We start from the raw sequence: 21804 nt of genomic DNA on the forward strand, positions 1-21804 counted from the left end.
GCGTGCGCAGGGTTCTTTGCTTTGCGGCCTGGCCTCTTACTTCGACGCGTTCACCATGTAGTCGACGGCGGCCTTGACATCGGCGTCCGGCGCATTCGATCCGCCCTTCGGCGGCATCGCGCCCTTGCCGTGCAGCGCGTAGTTGTAGACGGTGTCCATCGGCTCTTTCAGACGCGGCGCCCAGGCAGCCTTGTCGCCGAACTTCGGGGCGCCGAGCACGCCGGCCGCGTGACACGCCTGGCAGACCTGCTCGTAGAGCGCCTTGCCGGCTTGCGCGGCGTCGGCGCTTTGGGCGCCCGCGGCCGGAGCCGGCGCGGCCTGCGGTACCGACGCCAACGCGGCGACGGCGGCTGCGGCCTGTGCGTTGTCGTTGGAACTCGCGGCCGCCGGTGCGGAAGCAGCGCCGGCTGCGCTTGCCGCGGCGCCCGGCGCCGGTTGCGCGGGTTCCGCGAACTTGGCGCCGCCGTTGTTTGCCATGTAGACGACAGCGCGCGCGATTTCGAAGTCGCTGTAGTCGTCGGGATTCGTGCCGCCGCGGGCGGGCATCGCGCCCTTGCCGTTGAGCGCGTTGTGCAGCAGCGTGTCGTAGCCTTCGCTGATGCGCGGCGCCCACGCGCCGGCATCGCCGAACTTGGGCGCGCCGGCGGTGCCGGCGGCGTGACAGGCGGAGCAGACGGCCTTGAAGACTTCCTCGCCGGTTTTGTAGACGCGCGGGGCATTGGCGTCGCGGACATCGACCTGGGCGGCGGGCGCGATGCGCTCCTTCACGGAGGCTTCGATATCGGTGCCTGCGCCGGTGCGCGTCGAGTTGTTCACATAGACGGCGAGCAGAATGATGATGGCGACTGGAATGCCGAATCCCGCAATGATCGCGACGATGAGTTGACCGGGCGTCTTGATCGGGGCTCCGTGGGGTGCTTCGCTCATGCTTGTCTCGTCTCCCGTTTTTTGGTGTGAGTCGGTTCAGTGACAGCGTGACAGCTACCGCATGCATTGCCTTGGCGCTCAGACCGTGCGCCGAGACAAGCCGTGGGGAAAGGCTCGGTCGATTATAGACGGAACGTTTGGACGGCGGCACAGGGCAGCAGCACGACCGGACGGGCGTTTACCCGAATCGTGTGATGCTTGTGGCGCACGCGGGCATCGAGTTTGCAGCGCCGCGCGATGGACGGAGTCATGGAAAACAGGTATCCTCTCGGATTCGCGTGGGCCTTGCAGCTGGCTTTCTTTGAGCCGCTTGCCTTGTTACCTTGTCAAATAAGCAGCCCACCGCCGATGCGCCCGTAGCTCAATGGATAGAGTACTGCCCTCCGAAGGCAGGGGTTGCTGGTTCGATCCCAGCCGGGCGCGCCAATCTCAAGACCCCCGCTACACCCCACCCGTCGTCCCCCATCCGAACTCCAGTTCCGCCAGCCATCTCCGGTAAGCCACCGACATCCGGTCGCACTTCTGATGCAACTCCGCATCGAGTTCCAGCGGCAAGCGCTTCGGCCATTGCGATTCGACGATCGGCGTGTCCTGCAGCAGGATCTCCATATTGAAGTCATAAAGCTCCCGATCGCTGTGCGTCGAGTCGTCTTCATGAACGGAGACGAGCCACGCCCGCGTTTCCGTCTCCGACACCGGCGACGCCACCAGCATGATGTGCAGCGCGCCCTGCCCGCCGGCGGCCATCTTCGTGAGGCTCGCAATCAACGGCCGCCTGACGCGATACACATAGTCGATCATCGCGCCGTCGTCCTGCCCCGGCATGCCGGCTGGTTGCCAGTAACGGCACTGCCGCGCTTCGAGACCGCCATCGACCGGAACGACTTCGTAATCGGGCACCTCGGTATGCGCCTGCTCGCCCAGAATCCCCGCGTGCACGAAAGAGAAATGGGCCATGTCGAGAAAATTCTCGACCACTCTCGGCGCCGATGACCTCACCGTCTGCGGTGCGAGATTGATGCGACGCCCGCCGGGCACATCGGCATCCGGATAAAAATCGAGCGCATACTCGGGCTCGCCGAAACACATCCAGACCACGCCGTACTTTTCGTCGCTGACAAAGGTCGTCGCGCAGGCGCGTTTCGGCGGACGCAGTGCGGGATTCGACGGGATATGCAGACACTGCCCCTCGATGTCATACCGCCAGCCGTGATAGGGACACGTGATCCAGTCGCGCGATACCGATCCGAGCGACAGTTGCGCCCCGCGATGCGGACAGTAGTCGCGCCACACATGCGCCGCGCCGAGACTGTCCCGCCACACGACGATGCGCTCATCCGCGACGATGAATCCTCGCGCCCCGCCCTCCGGCACGTCCTCACTGTTGCAGACCGCCAGCCATTCGCCTTGCAGGGAAGAAGCGTTGTTGTGCATTGTCATCAGCCGTAAGCAGGAAGACCGGGAAGAGTCAAAGAGTCCGCATTCGCCCCAACCGATCCTGCAGCGAGATCGCAAAAAGTAGCAGAATAGCGGGTCGCGCGACGGTGCAACCCGATGCACACCTTCACAGCGCCTCCCGCGACCGGGCCGCACATACGAGACAGCAGCACACCATAACAGCAAGAAATCACCAGCCAGGGGTTCATATGGAGCAGGCGCATCAACCGGCACGCCGGATCCAGGCTTTCATCGGGTCCGGGCACCGGAGTCCCGAACGGGAGCAGGCCACGCTTCGTGTCTGGATGGGAACAGCGGTGCTGCTCGCGTATGGCCTCTTCGCTTTGTGGCGCCCGTCGCACGATGCGTCGATGGTCGTGCGGCTCGTCGCCCTCTATGTGTCTTACGGCGCCCTGACGCTATTGGTCGTGAGCCGCGCGAGCGCCATGTCCGGAACGCGCCTGACGCTCACGACCATCGCCGATCAGGCCTTGCTCGGACTCGCGCTCGCGGCTGGCGGCGCCAGCGCGCTGCCGCTCATCTGGGTGATGTTCTGGTTCCTGATCGGCTCGGGATGCCGGTATGGCAAGCGCACGCTCGCGGTGTCCTGTACGACGGCGCTCATCGTGGTGATCGCGCTCGGCCTCGGGCAACCTTGGTGGCATGCCAACCTGCCGGCCGCGATCGGCCTGGGATTGAGCGTGCTGGGGGCTTCGGTGTATCTGAGCGTGCTCGTCGACCGGCTCGGCAAGCTCAATCTGGATCTCGCGCGCCAGGCGTCCACCGATCCGCTCACCGGCCTCTCGAATCGCTATGCGCTGGAGAAGATCGTCAATCGGGCGATGGCCGCGCCACCAACCAGCCAGGACGGCCACGACGCCGATGACGCCACCGCCCTGCTGCTGATCGACCTCGACGGTTTCAAGGAAGTGAACGACACCTACGGACACGCCGTCGGCGATGTGCTGCTGCAATCGTTCGCGCATCAACTCGAGGCGCGCCTGCGCAGGACCGATACCATCGCCCGGCTCGGCGGCGACGAATTCGTCGTGCTCGCGCATCAGGTGCGGGACCGCTCGGCGGTGCTCGCCGTGGCCGACAGCATCCACTCGGCGCTCGCCGCCATCACGTCGGTGCAGGAGCGGGCGGTATCGGTATCGGCGAGCATCGGCGCCTGCCTGCTGTCCGGCGCGACGATCGCGCGCCCGTCCGACATGAACACCGTGCTGCGCGCCGCCGACCGCGCCATGTATCGCGCCAAGAGTCTGGGCGCCGGCAAGACCGTGTTCGCCGAAACCCACGATTTCGAAACCAGCTAAACAAATGGCCCGCATCGCTGCGGGCCATTCGTCTCATGCGTCACGCGTCGAGCGTCAGACTTACGCCTCGGCGCCGGTCCACGCCTGCTCGCGCAGCTTCGTGCGCAGACGCGCCACGGCCTGGCTGTGCAGCTGGCACACGCGCGACTCGCTCACTTCCATCACCGCGCCAATCTCGCGCAGGTTCAGGCCGCGCTCGTAGTACAGGCTCATCAGCAGCTTCTCGCGTTCCGGCAGCCGGTCGATGGCTTCGATCAGCGCGCCGCGCAGGCTGTCGTCCATCAGCGCGGACAGCGGATCCGAACGGTCGACGCAATAGCGGTCGAGGAACGGCTCGTCATCGGCGGAACGGTCGAAGTCTTCGTAATAGATCAGCTGCGCGCCGTGCAGGTCCTGCAGCATCGACTGATATTCGTCGAGCGGCATCTTCATGTGCTCGGCGATCTCCGTCTCGCTGGCGGACCGGCCGAGGTTCTGCTCGACCTTGTGCACCGCCGATTCCACTTCGCGCGACGTCTTGCGCATGCTGCGCGGCAGCCAGTCGTTGGCGCGCAGCTCGTCGAGCATCGCGCCGCGAATCCGCTGGCTCGCATACGTCTCGAACTGCGCGCCCTGGTCTTCCTTGTAGCGGCCGGCCGCGTCCAGCAAGCCGATCATGCCGGCCTGGATGAGATCGTCGAGATCGACGCTCGCCGGCATCTTGGCGACGAGCTGAAGCCCCAGCCGGCGAACGAGCGGTGCATATTTCGTCAGCGTTTCGGACTGTGAGAGTTTGCCTTGGGCGTTATACATCTTGGTCACCTATCTTGATCACATCGACGCCGTGCTGCTCATGGCCATTTCGTGAAGCGCGGCCGCACGATGCGCCGTCTCCCGTCCGCCCTGCTCAGAGTCGCCAACCGGAATTCGCGCGTCCGCCTGGCCGTCCGCCGCACGCGCATACGGCGCGGGGCGCATCGGCCAGTGCAGGAGCTCCGCCGCAATCGCGCGGTAGTCGCGTGCCGCGGCCGTGGCCGGGAACGCTTCGACAGCGCAGCGTGAGAGTTCCTTTGCCCGAGCGACGCGCGCATCCTCGGACACATATCCCGCCTGCACCAGCGACACAGCCAGATACCGGCTTGCGACGCCCGACAGGTTGTCGAACGCGACCGCCGCATCGGCCGGGTTCTGCACGTGATTGATCAGCACGCGGAACTGGCCGATCGCATGGGCGTAGTGCAGACGCTTCATGCACGCATACGCCTCGGTGATCGCCGACGCGGCCACCCGCGTCACGACGAGAAAGTCATGCGCCTGCGCCGCGAGCGACGAGAGCGCGCCATACCGGTCCAGCTGCGCGTCGATCAGCACGATGTCCGCCGGACCGTCCAGCAACGCACGGCATTGCGCGGCGTCATGGCTGATGCGTTCATCACGCGGCGCCGCGAGCAGCGAAAAACCGAACGGCGTGCGCCCGGCGGCCTCCGCGAGCGTGCTGCGGCCCGTCATCACCGCGGCAGCCGCGCCTGCATCCTCGATGCCGGTGAGCCGGCTGGCCGACGCCACGTTGCGGTGCTCGTCGATCACAAGCACATCCTTGCCATGTACCGACAGCGCCGCGCCGAGATTCACCACCGTCGACGTGCAACCGATTCCCGCCGGGCCGCCCACGACCGCCACCACACGCGAGCCGGCTCGCGTGAGGAGCCGTCGCAGACCTTCTGCCTGGTCGAGCACGAACTTATCCAAAGTGCACCCCATGCATGTCGGTCGAGGCACGCGCGGACAGCGCGGAGAGCAGCGCGGGGACTTCTTCTTCGTTCGGCACGAACGGCGAGCCGTCGCGCGGAATGCAGAACGCGCTCTTGATGAGAAAACGCTTGGTTGCGACGTACAGGTTCTCCGGCACCTTCTGCCCGGTCGAGACGTAATGCACCGGCAGCTTGTAGCGGATCACCGTGTCGAGCACGCCGCCGAGATTGGTGGCTTCATCGAGCTTGGTCAGGATGCAGCCCGCGAGCGGCGGCTGGTCCGGCGCGCTCTTGTAGGCCTGCACGACTTCGTTCAGCGTGTCGCCGTGGCTCGTCGCGTTGAGCAGCAGGATGCGCTGCACCGGATGGCCCGCGCCGCACAGCATCGCAATCTGGTCGGAGACCATGCGGTCGCGCTGGCTCATGCCGATCGTGTCGATCAGCACGATATGTTTGTTACGCAGTTCGGACAGCGCCAGTTGCAGGTCGGCGCCGTCCTTCACCGCGTGCACCGACACGCCCAGGATCTTGCCGAAGATGCGCAATTGCTCGTGCGCGCCGATCCGGTAGCTGTCGGTCGTGAGCAGCGCGACCTTGCTGGCGCCGAAGCGCATCACGCAGCGCGCCGCGAGCTTCGCCGTGGTGGTCGTCTTGCCGACGCCCGTCGGGCCCATCAGTGCGAACACGCCGCCGCGCTCCATCAGCGCGTCTTCGCTGTCCATCACCGGAATGTTGTTTTCGAGGACTTGCTGCACCCATTCGAGCGCGCCTTCGACAGTCTCCATCTCCGGCATGTTGTCCATCACCATGCGCACGAGCTGCGCCGAGAAACCGGCCGAGAACAGGCGCTTGGTCAGCGCGCCGCCCGTCGGGTTGCGGCGCTGGCGCTCGCTCCACATCAGGCCGGCGAAGTGCTCTTCCATCATCTCGCGCATCGACGAGAGTTCGTTCATCACCGTGTCGTTGACGACCTGCTGCATGCGCGCCCGGATCGCCTCGGTCACGACCGCCGCCGCATTCGCGGGCAGGCCTTCGAAGACGCTTTCCGGCGTGGCGGGCGCGGCGCCCGGCGCCGGCGTTTCAGCGTGCGGCGCGCTCGTGTTGATCTTGTGCGCAGCGCGGCGGGCTGCGACCTGCGCGGCTTCGCGCGCCCAGTCGGGCGTTTCGACCTTCTGCTGCACGGCCGGCTGCGAGACCGGTTGTGAGACCGGCTGCGGCGCCGCTTCGGCCCGGGCCGGCTGCTGCTGACGCAGCGCAAACTTGCCGGCTTCGGATTCGGTCGGCCGGGCGGTCGACTGGACCGGCGCCTGCGACAGCGTCGTCACCGGCACGCCCATGCCGCGCGCAATCGCGGCCGACGGCGTGAGCGGGCGGTTCGACGGCATCGACGCCTGTTGCGCCAGGCGCTTCGCATGCTCGATCAGCCACGGGTTGGTGTCGGCCATCGTGCGGGACGTGTCGTCGGCGGAGGATGCGAAGTCGTCTTCGTCATCGGCACTCGCGCCGAACACGGAGGAAAACACATCGCCGTTCACGTAGGGGTTCGTGGCTGCCTGCTGTTTCACCGGGATCGCTGCCGCCGCCGCGGCCAGCGCCGCGCGCGACGCGCCGCCCGAACGCACCGCCTGCTCCTGCGCGGCGGGCGAGATCGAAGCGATGTCGCTGTCCGCGACCGCGACGATTTCGACCGAGCCGTCGTCCAGCGTGCGATTCGACAACACCACGGCATCGGGACCGAGCGTTTCACGAACCTGGCGCAGTGCGTCACGGCTGTTCGCGCCGATGAATTTACGAATGTTCAAACTTGCCCCCGATGAGGTGTGATACGGCGATCGTTGCGAGCGAACCGGTCTGTCTGCTTGCCGGTCCCGCTTTTCAGTGAAGCCATTATTGCGAAGTTCCCCTTCGGTCCATCGCTGGATAAAGGGTGGGAAAAAGGGGTATTTCGGCTGATGGACAGTTCGGGGCCGGAACACGGCGCGCCCGCCGCAGCCAAATCTTCCCGGGCGGCGTGTGGCCGAAGGCGCGGCCGAACGCGTAAGCTGGAGGGCACGTCGCTCACCGTCCGGCACCTCTCCGGCATCGAACCGAGGCGTTTCCGGACATTTCAAGGAGACTTCATCGCATGACGTCCGCTGCTTCCGCTGCTCCGTCCGCCGCTCCCGAAAGCCAGACGACCGGCGCCCGTCTCGTCGTCGATGCGCTCGTTCATCACGGCGTCGAGCGCGTGTTCTGCGTGCCCGGCGAGAGCTTCCTCGCGGTGCTCGACGCGCTGCACGACGAAACCGCGCACATCCAGACCATCGTCTGCCGCCACGAGGCCGGCGCGGCGAACATGGCGGAGGCGGTCGGCAAGCTGACCGGACGTCCGGGCGTGGCGATCGTCACGCGCGGGCCCGGCGCGACGCACGCGTCGATCGGCGTGCACACCGCGTTTCAGGATTCGACGCCGATGCTGCTGCTCATCGGCCAGTGCGCGCGCGATCACATGGACCGCGAGGCATTCCAGGAGATCGATTACCGGCGCATGTTCGGGCAGATGGCGAAGTGGGTCGCGCAGATCGACGACCCGCGCCGCGTGCCGGAATACCTGAGTCACGCGTTTCACGTCGCGACGGCCGGGCGTCCCGGGCCGGTCGTGCTCGCGCTGCCAGAAGACATGCTCACCGAGACGCTCGCCGCCATCCCGCCGCTGCCGCGCTACCAGCGAGTGGCGGCCGCGCCCGCGCCGGCGCAGATGGAACGCCTGCGCGAGCTGCTCGGCAACGCACGGAAGCCGTTCGTGATCGCGGGCGGCAGCGGCTGGACGGAGGAAGCCACGCAGGACTTCGCGCGCTTCGTCGAGCAATGGCAGTTGCCGGCGGGCTGCGCATTCCGCTATCAGGACACGCTGTCGAACGAGCATCCGAACTATGCCGGCGATGTCGGGCTCGGCATCAACCCGGCGCTCGCCGCGCGCGTGCGCGACGCCGATGTGCTCTTCGTGCTCGGCCCGCGCATGGGCGAATCGACGACGGGCGGTTACGCGCTGATCGACATCCCGAAGCCGAGGCAGACGCTGATCCACGTACACCAGGGCGCGGAGGAACTCGGGCGCGTGTACCACGCCGATTTGCCGATCGTCTCGGGCATGCCGGAAATCGCGGCGATGCTGGCCGCGCTGCCGCCGCCGCCTTCCATCGCGTGGGCCGGCGAGGCCGAAGCGGCACACGCTGCGTATCTCGACTGGCGCGAGCCGCGCCCGATGCTCGGCGATGTCCAGCTCGGCGAGATCATGCGCCAGCTCGCCCAGACCCTCCCCGCCGACGCCATTCTCACCAACGGCGCCGGCAACTATGCAACGTGGCTGCATCGGCATTACTCGTACCGGCAGTTTCGCTCGCAGGTCGCGCCCACCAGCGGCGCGATGGGCTATGGCGTGCCTGCCGCGATCGCCGCGAAGTCGCTGTACCCGGAGCGCACGGTGATCGCGTTCGCAGGCGACGGCTGCTTCATGATGTCGAGCCACGAGCTGGCCACGGCCATGCAATATGAATTGCCGGTGATCTTCATCGTCGTCAACAACGGCCAGTACGGGACCATCCGCATGCATCAGGAACGGCACTATCCGAACCGCGTGCATGGAACCGGACTCACCAACCCCGACTTCGCCGCCTACGCGCGGGCGTTCGGCGCGCACGGCGAACTCGTCGAGACGACCAGCCAGTTCATGCCCGCGTTCGAGCGCGCACAGCGTTCCGGCCTGCCAGCCGTAATCGAAGTCCGCATTCCGGCGGAACAGAGCACGCCGGGCGCGACGCTCGAACACATTCGCCAGCAAGGCAAGCGTTAGCGGACAAACTTTCATACTGCTTTCAGTGCGCTCCCGGTGGCGCTAGAGTAGCCCGTCCAGAACCACCGGGAGTAAGTCATGCTGAAGATTCTGGCGTTGTCGCTGGCGATGGGAATGTCGGGTGCGGCGTTCGCGAAGGCGGATTGCACGGCGCATCCGAAAAGCAAATAGATGAAGGAGTGCGACGCGAAGGCCAGGCTCGAGGCCGAAGGCTGCAAGATCCGCAAGTTCAAGGTCGATGGCAACTGCTACGAGATCTACGGCCACGACAAGAACGGCAAGAAGGTCGAGATCTATGACGACACGAAGACGCTCGCGGTCGTGAAATCGGAAGTGGAACAAGCGTCATGTCTCCGCCCGTGACCCGGCCCACGAGAGTCTGGGACCTCTGGGTGCGGCTCACGCACTGGGTCGTTGCGGGCATCGTCCTCTGGAACCTGTTCGGTCCGACCGATTCCATTCACCGGCTGCTCGGGTATGGCGCGGCAGGTCTGGTTGCCGCGCGCATCGTGTGGGGCTTCATCGGGCACGCTGTGGTGCCTGATTCTCGCGCTCGCGCTATCCGGCTGGATCATGCGGCTCGATGCCTTCTGGGGCGAAGACTGGCGGCAGGAGATCCACAGCTGGCTCGCGGTCGCGGTGGAAGTGTGCGTCTGCGTGCATGTCCTTGCGGCTGTGCTGATGAGTGTGTGGACGCAGGAAAAATCTCTGCGGGGCGATGCTGACGGGCAACATGCGCGGTCCCGAAAAGGAAAAAGCCCCGTGACCGGAGTCACGGGGCCTTCACCCGAAACATCAACCGCGAGAGCTGGCGTGCTTACTTGCCGCCCACGCTCTGCAGCGTCGTCCACTTGCCGCCGACGACCTTGTACAGCGTGATGCCGCCGTTCTTCAGATCGCCCTTCGTGTCGTATTCCAGATGCTTCGCCGTCACGCCCTGCATGTCGGTCTTCGCGAGGAACGGCAGGTACTTGGCCGGATCCGTCGAGTTGGCCGCCTTCATGGCGGTGAACATGGCCATGGCGCCGTCGTAGGCGTACGGCGAGTAGGTCTGCACGTCTTCGTTGAAGCGCTTCTTATACTTCGCTTCGTAGGCCGGGCCGCCCGGCATTTCGTTCATCGGCAGGCCGGCGAGCGAGGCCACCGTGCCGTCGGCCGAGTTGCCCGCGATCTTGAGGAACGTGTCGGTCTTGACCATTTCGCCCGCCATCAGCGGTGCGCGCAGGCCGAGCGTCTTCATTTGCTTGACCATCGGAGCGGCTTGCGAATCCGCGCCGCCGTAGTACACGAGGTCCGGATTCATCGACTTGATCTTGGTCAGGATCGCCTTGAAGTCGACGGCCTTGTCGTTCGTGAATTCACGGTCGACGATCGTGCCGCCCGCCGCCTTCGCCGCCTTCTCGAACTGGTCGGCAAGACCCTGGCCATAGGCCGTGCGGTCATCGACGATCGCAATCTTCTTGACCTTCAGGTTCTTCACCGCGAACTCACCCGCGACCGAGCCCTGCTGCGTGTCCGAGGTCATCATGCGGAACGCCGTCTTGAAACCCTGCGTCGTGTATTCCGGCGCCGTGGCCATGGCGATCTCGGGAATGCCCGCGTTCGCGTAGATGCGCGAAGCCGGGATCGTCGTGCCCGAGTTGAAGTGCCCCAGCATGCCCTTGATGCCGCCATCCACGAGCTGCTGCGCGACCGTCGTGCCGGTGCGCGGGTCAGCCTGGTCATCGGCCGATTCCAGCACGATGCGAACCGGCTTGCCGCCGATCACCGGCTTCGTCGCGTTGAAGTCTTCCACCGCGAGCGTGATGCCGTTCTGCATGTCCTTGCCGTAGTGCGCCTGCGCGCCCGTCAGCGGGCCGGCGTAACCGACCTTCACGTCTTCCGACGTCTGCGCGACTGCCGTCCCCGCGAACAGGCCGGCGAGCGTCATGGCTGCTGCCAGCTTGGTCATCGTGTGCTTCATAGCTTCTCCTGGTTCCAGTGTGGATGGCAGCGCGTGCCGGGATCGCCGTGCCTGCTGCCGCTTGTTTGAATGTTCCTGATCCGAACGTCCGAGGGGTAACTCAGCCGATCGTCATCAAATTGGCATTGCCGCCTGCCGCCGCCGTGTTCACGCTCACCGAGCGTTCCGTCAGCAGACGTTCGAGCGCATAGTCTTCGCCGTCGTGGCCTGCGTCGGCGAACGCTCCCGCAGCCACGCCCTGCACCGATACGATCGGTCCCGGACGCTTCGCGACTTCCTTCACGAGCGACAGCAGTTCATCGCTGTCGCCTTCGAACAGCACGGCGTCGAAGTCCTCGGCCGCCTTGCGAACCTGTGCATACGGCTTGAGCGCCGCCGGCAGCGACGCCGCCAGTTGCTCACCCGCCGATCCGCCGAACAACGCGCGGTTGCCCGTCGCGAGCACTGCCGCGAACTGCGCGCGCGCGCCGCTTTGCGTCGCCGCCACGCACAGCACCGTGCCGCGCGCGCCGAGCGTATAGGTATTGCGCTCGCCCGTCGGGCCGGTCAGCACCGCCGTCGCGCCCGCCATCACATGCTGCAGATAGCCGTCGCAACGCGCGGCCGTGTGCGGATCGCGCTCGCCGATCGCCCAGTCGCGCAACGCGGTGAGCGCCGCGGCCGGCGTGTCCTTCGTCGCGGCCGGATCGACGGTCAGCGCGCTTTCCAGCGACTTCGGCAAACCGCTCGGGCGCTTGGCCAGGAGGCGTTGCAGATACAGCGCGCCACCCGCCTTCGGACCCGTTCCCGACAGACCTTCGCCGCCGAACGGCTGCACGCCGACCACGGCGCCGATCACATTGCGGTTCACGTAGATGTTGCCCACGTGCGCCCGCGAAATGACGTGCGCGATGGTTTCGTCGATGCGCGTATGGATGCCGAGCGTCAGGCCATAGCCGGTCGCGCGAATTTGGTCGAGGAGTTTATCAAGGTTCGATCGGCGGTAGCGAACCACATGGAGCACCGGGCCGAACACTTCGCGCTTCAGTTCGTCGATGTTCTCCAGTTCGATCAGCGTCGGCGGCACGAAGGTGCCTTGCGCGCAGTGGTCCGGCATCGGCAGCTGCACGACGTTGCGGCCTTTCTCGCGCATCGCGTCGACGTGCGCGTCGATGCCGCGCTTCGCGTCCGTATCGATGACCGGGCCCACGTCCGCCGACAGCCGGTCCGGATTGCCCACCGCCAGTTGCTTCATCGCGCCGGTGAGCATCTCGAGCGTGCGGTCGGCGACGTCGTCCTGCAGGCACAGCACGCGCAGCGCCGAACAGCGCTGGCCGGCCGAGTCGAACGACGATTGCAGCACGTCCGCCACCACCTGCTCCGCGAGCGCGGACGAATCGACGATCATCGCGTTCTGGCCGCCGGTCTCGGCGATCAGCGGAATCGGGCGGCCGTCCGGATCGAGGCGCTCGGAGAGCGTCTTGTTGATGAGGCGCGCGACTTCGGTCGAGCCGGTGAACATCACGGCGCGGGTGCGCGGATCGGCGACCAGCGCCGCGCCCACCGTTTCGCCATTGCCCGGCAGCAGTTGCACCGCGCCCGCCGGCACGCCGGCCTCGCGCAGGATGCGCACGGCCTGCGCGGCGATCAGCGGCGTCTGTTCCGCCGGCTTCGCGAGCACCGGATTGCCGGCCGCGAGCGCGGCGGCGACCTGGCCCATGAAGATCGCGAGCGGGAAGTTCCACGGGCTGATACACACGACCGGACCGAGCGGACGATGCGTATCGTTCGAAAACTCGCCACGGATCTGCGCGGCGTAGTAGCGCAGGAAATCGACGGCTTCGCGAATCTCGGCAATCGCGTTCGGCAGCGACTTGCCTGCCTCGCGGATGATGAGGCCCATCAGCGTATGCATCTGCGCTTCGAGCAGGTCGGCGGCGCGGGTCAGGCAATCCGCGCGGTCTTCGACCGGCGTCGCCTGCCAGATCGGCGCGGTGGCGACAGCATTGGCGATGGCCGCGCTCACCTGTTCCGGCGACGCCTCGACCACCGTGCCGACGAGATCGCGCAGATCCGACGGATTGCGCACGTCGCGGGCGACGCCGTTGCCCGCGGCATCGTCGGCCGACGCGCCTTCGAGCATCGGCTGCGCGCGCCACGGATGATTCGCGCTCGCCAGCAGCGCCGACGACAGCGACGCCAGACGATGCTCGTTCGACAGATCGAGGCCCATCGAATTGGGCCGCTCGTCGCCGTAGAGATGGCGCGGCAGCGGAATCTTCGCGTGCGGCGCGCCGAGCGGCACGAGTTTCTGCGCTTCGTCGATCGGATCCTGGACGAGGTCCTTCACCGGAATCGATTCGTCGGCGATGCGGTTCACGAACGACGTGTTCGCGCCGTTTTCGAGCAGGCGCCGCACGAGATACGCGAGCAGCGTTTCATGCGTGCCGACCGGCGCATATACGCGGCACGGACGGTTCAGCTTGTCGCGGCCGGTGACTTCCTCATAAAGCGGCTCGCCCATGCCATGCAGGCACTGGAACTCGTACTGGCCGGGATAGTAGTTCTGGCCCGCGAGGTGATAGATCGCCGACAGCGTGAATGCGTTGTGCGTCGCGAATTGCGGATAGACCGCGTCGGGCGCGGCCAGCAGCTTCTTCGCGCACGCGAGATACGAGATGTCCGTGTAGATCTTGCGCGTGTAGACCGGATAGCCTTCGAGGCCGTCCACTTGGGCCCGCTTGATTTCCGTGTCCCAGTAGGCGCCCTTCACGAGGCGGATCATCAGGCGATGGCGGCTGCGGCGGGCCAGGTCGACCAGATAGTCGATCACGAACGGGCAGCGCTTCTGATAACCCTGCACCACGAAGCCGATGCCGTTCCAGCCCGCGAGTTCCGGATCGAAACACAGCGCTTCGAGCAGATCCAGCGAGAGTTCGAGGCGGTCCGCTTCTTCGGCATCGATATTCAGACCGATGTCATAGCGGCGCGCGAGTTGCGCCAGCGAACGCACGCGCGGCAGCAGCTCGTTCATCGTGCGTTCCTGCTGGGCGCGCGAGTAGCGCGGGTGCAGCGCGGAGAGCTTGATCGAGATGCCCGGGCCTTCGTAGATGCCGCGCCCGCCGGCCGCCTTGCCGATCGCATGAATGGCCTGCTCGTAGGACGCGTAGTAGCGCAGCGCGTCCTCCTCGGTCGTCGCGGCTTCGCCGAGCATGTCGTACGAGTAGCGGAAACCGCGCGCCTCGAACTTGCGGCTGTTCGCCAGCGCCTCGGAAATGGTCTCGCCGGTGACGAACTGCTCGCCCATCAGGCGCATCGCCATGTCGACGCCCTTGCGGATCAGCGGCTCGCCGCCCCGGCCGATCAGGCGCGTCAGCGCGGACGACAAACCTGCTTCGCTGTTCGTGGTCACCAGCTTGCCGGTGATCATGAGGCCCCACGTGGCGGCGTTCACGAACAGCGACGGCGCCTGGCCCATGTGCGATTTCCAGTCGCCCTTGCTGATCTTGTCGCGGATCAGCGCGTCGCGCGTGGCGCGGTCGGGAATGCGCAGCAGCGCTTCCGCGAGGCACATCAGCGCCACGCCTTCCTGGCTCGACAACGAAAACTCGTGGATCAGCCCTTCGACACCGCCGCCCGAACTCTTCGCGCGCAAGGCTTCGACGAGCTTGGTCGCGAGTTTTTCGGTATCGGCGGAGACGTTCGCCGGCAGGCGCGCCTGGCCGATGAGGAACGGCACGCACTCCGGCTCGGGCCGGCGATACGCGGCGGTGATCGCCGCGCGCAGCACCGATTGCGGCTGCACGTTCTGGGCAAAGTCGAGGAAGGGATGCGGCGCGCCATCTTCGTCGCTGTCGACGGGCGCGGCGTCAGCCAGTTCCGAGCCGCCGTTCGCGCCCGACAGTTCGGGCGGCAACTGGCCGTGCTCGATGCGCTCGAGGTAGGCGAAGATCGCCTGCTTGATCAGCCAGTGAGGGGTGCGCTCGAGACGCGTCGCGGCATCCTTCAGCCGGGAACGCAGCAGATCATCGACTTTGACGCCTAAGGTTGTGCTCGCCATGGTTCCTTCGTTTGCCGGTGGTGGGGCCCGGCGAAAGACTAAAAAGTGGGCGAATCGTACTCCGCTGATATAAAAGGTGCAACCATTTCAGAAATGGGTTGCACCCTGCTTATAACCCTTGTGGGTCAAGGGGTTGCGGGGAATGTTCTCGGACCGAGGGCAACTGGTTTGCTCGGTACTTTCCCTGAAGCAAGGAAATTTTGGGACAAACCCTAAGTAATGCCTGCGACAACGCCGATATAAACACAATGCGCCGCCCACGGCGCGGCATACGCGGTCAATGATCCGCGACCTCGGGGAGAGTTACGAGCATGAGCACTTGGATGGTGGTAGCCAGCGTTTGGGTAATGTTCGCAGTCTGTGTCGTGCTGTTCGTGCGGGGCGCATCGCCACAGGTCTTCCGTTCGGAAGACGCTCAGGAGGAAGGCCGACCCGCACGCAACGACGTTTCCCGCGCAAAGTCCTGAGTCTTCGAAGCGGCATGACTTTGCCTGCCGCTCTCGCGTCAGCATCAGACGTCCTGTGGATCGACTTCCACATTCCAGCGCAACACACCCTTCAGCGAACGCAGCACCGGCTGCCACGCGCGCAGCGCGGCTTGCAGCGCCGCGCGTGAGTTGCTTTCCAGCAGCAATTGCGCGCGGTGCACGTTGAACACTTTCACGATGGTCAGCGGCACGGCGTCGTACACCGTCACGCGCTCGGCGCCCGGCAGCGGCGCGAAGCCGGCGGCTGCCTGCTCCAGAAAGGCCAGCGCCGCTTCGAGCGTGCGTCCCTCGGCACGCAGCATCGCCTGATAGACGAACGGCGGAAGGTGCGCGTCGCGCCGTTCGGCCAGCGTCGAGTTGGCAAATCCCGCATAGTCCTGGCGCGTCAACGCCTGGTAGAGCGCATGGCGCGCATAGCGCGTCTGGATCATCACTTCGCCGGGCAGGCCGGCGCGTCCCGCCCGGCCGCTCACCTGCGTCAGCTGGGCAAAGAGGCGTTCGCTGGCGCGGAAGTCGTGTGAGAACAGCGCCAGGTCGGCATTGAGCACGCCGACGAGCGTCACGCGACGGAAGTCGTGCCCCTTCGCGATCATCTGCGTGCCGACCAGAATGTCGACTTCCCCGGCGTGGACATCGGAGAACAGCGCCTGTGCGCTGCCCTTGCGGCGCGTGCTGTCGGCATCGATGCGCAGCACGCGCGCGCCCGGCACCACGCTCGCGAGCGTCTCCTCGACGCGCTGCGTGCCGCGGCCCATCGGCGCGATGTCGATGTTGCCGCAATCCGGACACGACTTCGGAATGCGCGACTCCCAGCCGCAGTGGTGACAGCGCAGCGCCCGCTCCGGCTTGTGGAGCACGGCATAGGCGCTGCAACGCGGGCAGCCCGCGACCCAGCCGCAGGCGTCGCATGACAGGATCGGCGCATAGCCACGCCGGTTCAGGAACACGAGACTCTGTTCGCCGCGCTCGACACGCGTCTTCAACGCGGCGATCAACGGCCCCGAGAGCCCGTCGACCGACGCGCGGCCGCGGCGCCGCTCTTCTTCCAGATCGATGAGCCGGATGCCCGGCAGCACGGCCTCGGCGACGGCCCGCCGTGTAAGCGTCAGGCGCGTGTAGCGGCCCTGCTCCGTCTGCCACCAGGTTTCGAGCGACGGCGTCGCTGAGCCCAGCACGACGGCGATGTCGAGCTGCTTGGCGCGATAGATGGCGAGATCGCGCGCCGAATAGCGCAAGCCTTCCTGCTGCTTGTAGGCGGGGTCGTGCTCTTCGTCGACGACGATCATCGCCAGATTCGGCATCGACGCCAGGATGGCGAGACGCGTGCCCAGCACGATGCGCGCGTGCCCCGTGTGCGCGGCCAGCCAGTTGCGCGCGCGCTCGCCTTCTGCGAGACCGCTGTGCATCGTGACGATGGCTCCATCCGCGAGGCCCGCGAAACGCGCGCGAAAGGCGGCCTCGAACTGCGGCGTCAGATTGATTTCGGGCACCAGGACGAGCGCCTGTGCGTAGGGGCGTGCGGCGAACAACTGCGCCAGCGCCTGCAGATACACCTCGGTCTTGCCGCTTCCCGTTACGCCGTGCAGCAGGAACGGGGCGAAACCTTGTGCGGCCGAGATGGCGTCGACGGCTGTGCGTTGTTCGTCGGTCAGCACCGGAAGGGGGGCGTTGCCGGTCGGCGTGGCTTGAGGTGGCGACGCCGGGGCGCCCTCATTCACTTGCTCGATCCAGCCGCGTCCCAACCACTCTTCGAGCGTCGCGCCCGCCTTGGGGTGCAGGGCGCGGGCGTCACCGAGGCCGAGAACAGGCTGTTCGGCGAGCGTCTGCGCCAGACGTCGCAGCGCGCTGGCGCGGGCGGGCAAGGCATCGGGCAGGGCGTCGCGTCCCTCGGCCAGCAAGCGGTAACGCGCTTCGACGGCAAACAGGCGATTCCACCTCGACGCGTCACGCAGCGCCTGCGGCAGCGCCGGCAGCGCGACTTCTCCAAGACCACGCTGATAGTAGTCGGCCGCGAACTCCGCGAGCGCGATCCACGACTCCGACAGCGGCGGGCAAGACACGCAGATCGCGCTTACGCTGCGCAGCTTGCCGGCGGGGACATCGGTCGTGGACGCGATCTTGCAGATCAGTCCCACCACTTCGCGCCGGCCGAACGGCACGAGCACCAGCGATCCTTCAACCGGAGCCTCGGCCAGCGCATAGCGATAGTCGAACAGCACCGGCATGGGCTGGTCCACGGCGACGCGCACGAAAAGGTCGGCCATTATCCACAGCTCCGGCCCGGTGGGCGTGGGACAGAAGCATGGATTGCCCGGCTGAAGTTAAAGTAAAACATCAGAATCGTTGGTAAACCGCAGATTAGTTTTGGATTTCCGATGCTTTCCACAGCCTTGTGGATAACTTTGTTGAGAAGTGCTGGCGGGCATGCCGCAAAGCCCGTCACGAAACCCTTATGTGCGCTAGCCCACATTTCGGGTCATGCCGATTAAAACTCTTATCATTCATGGACTTAAAGCACATATAGAGATGCCGCATCAGCTCTTTCAGGCCATAGGTCTGATGGCGCGCCGCAGCGAACGAAATGTGTATAAGTTCAGTCTTGACATCGCCGGACTCCGCGTGAGACGGGCGATTGCGACAAAAAGCTACACCCGCTGACGATTCCAGCCGCGATCGTGACATTGCAGCGCAACATGCGTTCGTAACACGGGCTTTCGGACGCAGCGGCTCGGCGACGCTGATTACCGCGAGCCTTGTCCAGCCCGAATGGCGCGACTATGCCGATGCACCTCGTCGACCAGTTCCGCGACATGCTCCGGCGGCGTGAACTGCGAAATGCCGTGGCCCAAGTTGAAAACGTGGCCCGGATGGTTGCCGAAACTGTCGAGCACGGCGCGTGCTTCCATGCGGATCGCGGCGGGCGGCGCAAACAGCACGTTCGGATCGATGTTTCCCTGCAGCGCGACGCGCGCGCCCACTTTCTCCCGCGCCCGGCCGAGGTTCATGGTCCAGTCGAGCCCGACGGCATCGACACCCGTCGCCGCGATCTCCTCCAGCCACAGGCCGCCGCCCTTCGTGAAGGTGATGACCGGGACCCGCGCGCCGTCGTGCTCGCGCTTCAGCCCCGCGACGATCTTCGCGATGTAATCGAGCGAGAAGCGCTGGTAGGCGCCGTCCGCAAGCGCTCCGCCCCACGTGTCGAAGATCATCACGGCTTGCGCGCCCGCTTCGATCTGCGCATTCAGGTATGCGACCACTGCCTGCGCGTTGATGTCGAGGATGCGGTGCATCAGGTCCGGCCTGGCATAAGCCAGCGACTTGACCGTACGGTGGTCGTCCGAACCGCCGCCTTCCACCATGTAACACGCAAGCGTCCACGGACTGCCCGAAAAGCCGATCAGCGGCACTTTCTGGCGACCCTGCGAATCAGTGAGCGCGCGCCGGATCTGGCTGACGGCGTCGGTGACGTAGCGCAAAGTGCTGTCGATGTCCGGCACCGCGAGGCGCTTCACGTCGTCTTCCGTGCGCACGGTCCGCTCAAAGCGCGGACCCTCGCCCTGCACGAAATTCAGCCCGAGGCCCATGGCGTCAGGCACGGTCAGGATGTCGGAAAAGAGGATGGCGGCGTCCAGCGGAAAGCGTTCGAGCGGCTGGAGCGTGACTTCGGTTGCGTAATCCGGGTTCTTCGCGAGCCCCAGGAAACTGCCGGCGCGCGTCCGCGTGGCGTTGTACTCGGGCAGGTAGCGGCCCGCCTGACGCATCAGCCAGATCGGCGTGTAGTCGGTGGGCTGGCGCAGCAGCGCGCGCAGGAAGGTGTCGTTCAGAAGTGTGTGTGCCACGTCGCTCGGTGCTCAGTGCTGAAGGCGGAGAATCGTTCATTCTACCGGACCGCCCGAGCGTTGCCGTTGACGGATCCGGACGATTCGGAGAGTCTCACACGGCGCCGGCCTATGCCGTTCGGCCGACTGTCGGGCCGTCGAAAGGCTCGTTATGATCGCTGGACGGTCATCGCCCGTTACAACCCACCAGAAACAAAGACAACCGGGAGAATCAATGAAACGCACGTCTGTCCGTCTTGCCGCAGCCTTTTGCAGCGTCGTGCTGTCGTCCGCATTCGCGGGCGCCGCGCATGCCCAGACCGTTCAGGCGGGCGCCGTCTCAGGCGCACCGCCGGCTCCGGCGTCTGCGCCTGTCGCCAGCGCGCCGGCCACACGCCTCGACAGCATTCTCGCGCGCCATACGCTGCGCGTCTGCACCACCGGCGACTACAAGCCGTATTCGTTTCTGCGGCCGGACGGCCAGTTCGAAGGCATCGACATCGATCTGGCAGAGAGCCTCGCGAAGTCGCTCGGCGCGAAGGTGGAATACGTGAAGACGTCGTGGTCGAACCTGATGAACGACTTCATCGCACAGTGCGACATCGCCGTGGGCGGCGTTTCGACCACCCTGGAACGGCAGAAGCGCGCGTTCTTCACCGCGCCGTATATGGAAGACGGCAAGACGCCCATCGTCCGCTGCGACGATGTGGACAAGTACCAGACCGTCGCGCAGATCGACCAGCCGGGCGTGCGCACCATCGTCAATCCCGGCGGCACGAACGAACGCTTTGCCAAGCAGTATTTCCCGCACTCGCAGCTGATCGAGTATCCGGACAACGTGACCATCTTCAAGCAGATCCTCGACGGCAAAGCGGACGTCATGGTCACGGACGCCTCCGAGACGCTGCTCCAGCAGAAGCTCAACCCCGGCTTGTGCTCGGTGCATCCGGACAAGCCGTTTCAGTTCGGCGAGAAGGCGTATCTGCTGCCGCGCGGCGACGTGGTGTTCCAGCAGTACGTCGACCAGTGGCTGCATCTCGCCCGCGCGTCGGGCGAGTATCAGGCGGTGTATGACAAGTGGCTGAAGTAAGGGCTCAGCGCCCTGCCCGCAGCAGCTCGCCGGTGCGCACGCCGATCTTGCGCAGCCAGGCGAGCGCCGCCTCGGAATGCGCATGCAGGCGGGCGAATCCGTGCGTCATGTCGCGCGCGTCGATCATTTCGGCGCGGCCGCCGTTGGCTTCGAGAAAGCTTTTCAGGGCGTAGGCGTCGTCGTAGAGCGGGTCATAGGCCGCCGCGACAATCAGCGCGGGAGCCGGCGCGCGCTCGCACGGTTCAGCGAGCGGGAAGGCGCGGGCGTCGTCGGAATCCGGCACGCCGGCCGCGAAGAACCGGGCCCAGTACCACCTCATCTCTTCGTTGGTGAGGCCTGGACCATTCGCGTTGGCCACGCAGCTCGGGCTGTCGAACTGCTGCCGCATGACCGGATAGAGCAGCACCTGCAAGTCGACGATGCCGGTCACCTGGTGGTTCGCCCCGCGCGCCGCGACCACCGCCAGATGGGCGCCGGCGCTGTCGCCGCCCACGGCCAGGCGGTCAGTCGCGAAGCCGAGCCGGGATCGGTGCTCGGCGAGCCAGATCAGCGCGTCGAGTGCGTCGGCACAGGGCGCAGGGAAGGGAAACTCGGGCGCCAGCCGGTAGTCGACGCTCGCCACCGCGCATTGGGCGTCCCGTGCAAGCCGCGCGACAAGGCCGTGGTGCGTTTCCAGATCGCCGACCACCCAGCCGCCGCCATGGAAATACACGAGGAGCGGCAAAGGGCCGGTGGTGCCGGCGGGTTTGTATATGCGCGCGTTGACGGAGCGGCCTTCGAGCGGGATCTCGATGTCCTCGGTCGTGACAGCGGCATCGCTCGGGCCTGCGTAGGCGCGGGCGATTTTGCTGAACCGGTCTCGCACTGCTCGCGCATCGTCGTCCAGCGCGGGAAGCGGAAAGGCCTGGGCGACTTGCTGGTAGTAACGGAGCAGGGCTGCATCGATGGTCATGCTTGTCTCCATGGTGCGTTTTTTGGAAAGGACGCCCGCATTTCGGGTTTTGCGCTCCGGTTACATGCGTCCACGCGTTCTATTTTCTCGGACGATTAGAATAATCGCACTAGTCCTTAAGTCGGCATTTTTTCATTCGAACAATCCGATGAAGTGAACGTTTCGATGTTCAGGCAATATATCCACGCGAAACCCACAGTTTGCGCGAG

At 65.9% G+C, this 21804-nt stretch carries 14 protein-coding genes, 1 tRNA gene and 1 pseudogene; 6 read left to right on the top strand and 10 right to left on the bottom strand.

The features are described from left to right. Window positions 1-36: 36 nt before the first annotated feature. On the bottom strand, window positions 37-927 hold the full coding sequence (locus QCE62_RS14855) for a c-type cytochrome (RefSeq protein WP_309919197.1): 891 nt from the start codon (window positions 925-927) through the stop codon (window positions 37-39). A gap of 350 nt (window positions 928-1277) precedes the next feature. Here QCE62_RS14855 and QCE62_RS14860 point away from each other — a divergent pair. Further along, window positions 1278-1353, top strand: a tRNA-Arg gene (locus tag QCE62_RS14860). 15 nt (window positions 1354-1368) lie between these two features. Here the strand turns inward: QCE62_RS14860 and QCE62_RS14865 are convergent. Next, complete coding sequence (locus QCE62_RS14865) at window positions 1369-2361, bottom strand: aromatic ring-hydroxylating dioxygenase subunit alpha (RefSeq protein ID WP_309919199.1); 993 nt, start codon at window positions 2359-2361, stop codon at window positions 1369-1371. A 308-nt stretch (window positions 2362-2669) separates the two neighbouring features. Here QCE62_RS14865 and QCE62_RS14870 point away from each other — a divergent pair, with 308 nt between their 5' ends. Further along, window positions 2670-3683, top strand: coding sequence for a GGDEF domain-containing protein (locus QCE62_RS14870; RefSeq protein ID WP_309919203.1), 1014 nt, complete (start codon window positions 2670-2672; stop codon window positions 3681-3683). A gap of 60 nt (window positions 3684-3743) precedes the next feature. On the opposite strand, the gene QCE62_RS14875 is transcribed toward QCE62_RS14870, so the two are convergent. Genes QCE62_RS14875 through flhF form a run of 3 tightly spaced genes read right to left on the bottom strand, consistent with a single transcriptional unit; the run spans window position 3744 to window position 7215 of the window. After that, on the bottom strand, window positions 3744-4475 hold the full coding sequence (locus QCE62_RS14875) for an RNA polymerase sigma factor FliA (protein ID WP_309898321.1): 732 nt from the start codon (window positions 4473-4475) through the stop codon (window positions 3744-3746). Between the two features lie 18 nt (window positions 4476-4493). After that, window positions 4494-5411: a MinD/ParA family protein gene (locus tag QCE62_RS14880; RefSeq protein WP_309919206.1), complete on the bottom strand. Its 918-nt coding sequence runs from the start codon at window positions 5409-5411 to the stop codon at window positions 4494-4496. Continuing rightward, window positions 5404-7215 (bottom strand): flagellar biosynthesis protein FlhF, encoded by a 1812-nt coding sequence (gene flhF, locus QCE62_RS14885; protein ID WP_309919209.1) that lies wholly within the window; start codon window positions 7213-7215, stop codon window positions 5404-5406. Before flhF ends, QCE62_RS14880 begins: the two co-directional genes overlap by 8 nt. A gap of 323 nt (window positions 7216-7538) precedes the next feature. On the opposite strand from flhF, the gene QCE62_RS14890 reads away from it, so the two are divergent. From QCE62_RS14890 to QCE62_RS14900, 3 genes and pseudogenes are all read left to right on the top strand, one after another. After that, window positions 7539-9245, top strand: coding sequence for a thiamine pyrophosphate-binding protein (locus QCE62_RS14890; RefSeq protein ID WP_309919212.1), 1707 nt, complete (start codon window positions 7539-7541; stop codon window positions 9243-9245). A 78-nt stretch (window positions 9246-9323) separates the two neighbouring features. After that, window positions 9324-9608: pseudogene (locus QCE62_RS14895) on the top strand (PepSY domain-containing protein). 210 nt (window positions 9609-9818) lie between these two features. Further along, window positions 9819-10124 (top strand): hypothetical protein, encoded by a 306-nt coding sequence (locus QCE62_RS14900; RefSeq protein WP_309919876.1) that lies wholly within the window; start codon window positions 9819-9821, stop codon window positions 10122-10124. Here QCE62_RS14900 and QCE62_RS14905 read toward each other — a convergent pair. The 4 genes from QCE62_RS14905 to hemE form a co-directional block, all read right to left on the bottom strand. Beyond that, window positions 10063-11208, bottom strand: coding sequence for a branched-chain amino acid ABC transporter substrate-binding protein (locus QCE62_RS14905; protein WP_309810858.1), 1146 nt, complete (start codon window positions 11206-11208; stop codon window positions 10063-10065). The genes QCE62_RS14900 and QCE62_RS14905 overlap by 62 nt on opposite strands. Window positions 11209-11308: 100 nt before the next feature. Continuing rightward, window positions 11309-15247, bottom strand: a complete 3939-nt coding sequence (gene putA, locus QCE62_RS14910; RefSeq protein WP_309919214.1) for a trifunctional transcriptional regulator/proline dehydrogenase/L-glutamate gamma-semialdehyde dehydrogenase — start codon at window positions 15245-15247, stop codon at window positions 11309-11311. 511 nt (window positions 15248-15758) lie between these two features. Beyond that, the gene (locus tag QCE62_RS14915; RefSeq protein WP_309919216.1) at window positions 15759-17999 is read right to left on the bottom strand and encodes a primosomal protein N'; all 2241 of its coding nucleotides are present in this window, start codon (window positions 17997-17999) and stop codon (window positions 15759-15761) included. Window positions 18000-18476: 477 nt separating this feature from the next. Then, a complete protein-coding gene (gene hemE, locus QCE62_RS14920; RefSeq protein ID WP_309919219.1) occupies window positions 18477-19574 on the bottom strand; it encodes a uroporphyrinogen decarboxylase in 1098 nt (365 codons plus the stop codon). 214 nt (window positions 19575-19788) lie between these two features. Between hemE and QCE62_RS14925 the strand changes: the two genes are divergently transcribed. Next, window positions 19789-20643 carry a transporter substrate-binding domain-containing protein gene (locus tag QCE62_RS14925; protein ID WP_309919221.1) on the top strand — a complete coding sequence of 285 codons (855 nt, stop codon included), beginning with the start codon at window positions 19789-19791 and terminating at the stop codon, window positions 20641-20643. Between the two features lie 4 nt (window positions 20644-20647). Here QCE62_RS14925 and QCE62_RS14930 read toward each other — a convergent pair whose 3' ends face one another. Further along, complete coding sequence (locus QCE62_RS14930) at window positions 20648-21595, bottom strand: alpha/beta hydrolase (RefSeq protein WP_309919224.1); 948 nt, start codon at window positions 21593-21595, stop codon at window positions 20648-20650. Between the last annotated feature and the right edge of the window lie 209 nt (window positions 21596-21804).

This window comes from Caballeronia sp. LZ033 (assembly GCF_031451265.1).
Lineage (GTDB): Bacteria > Pseudomonadota > Gammaproteobacteria > Burkholderiales > Burkholderiaceae > Caballeronia.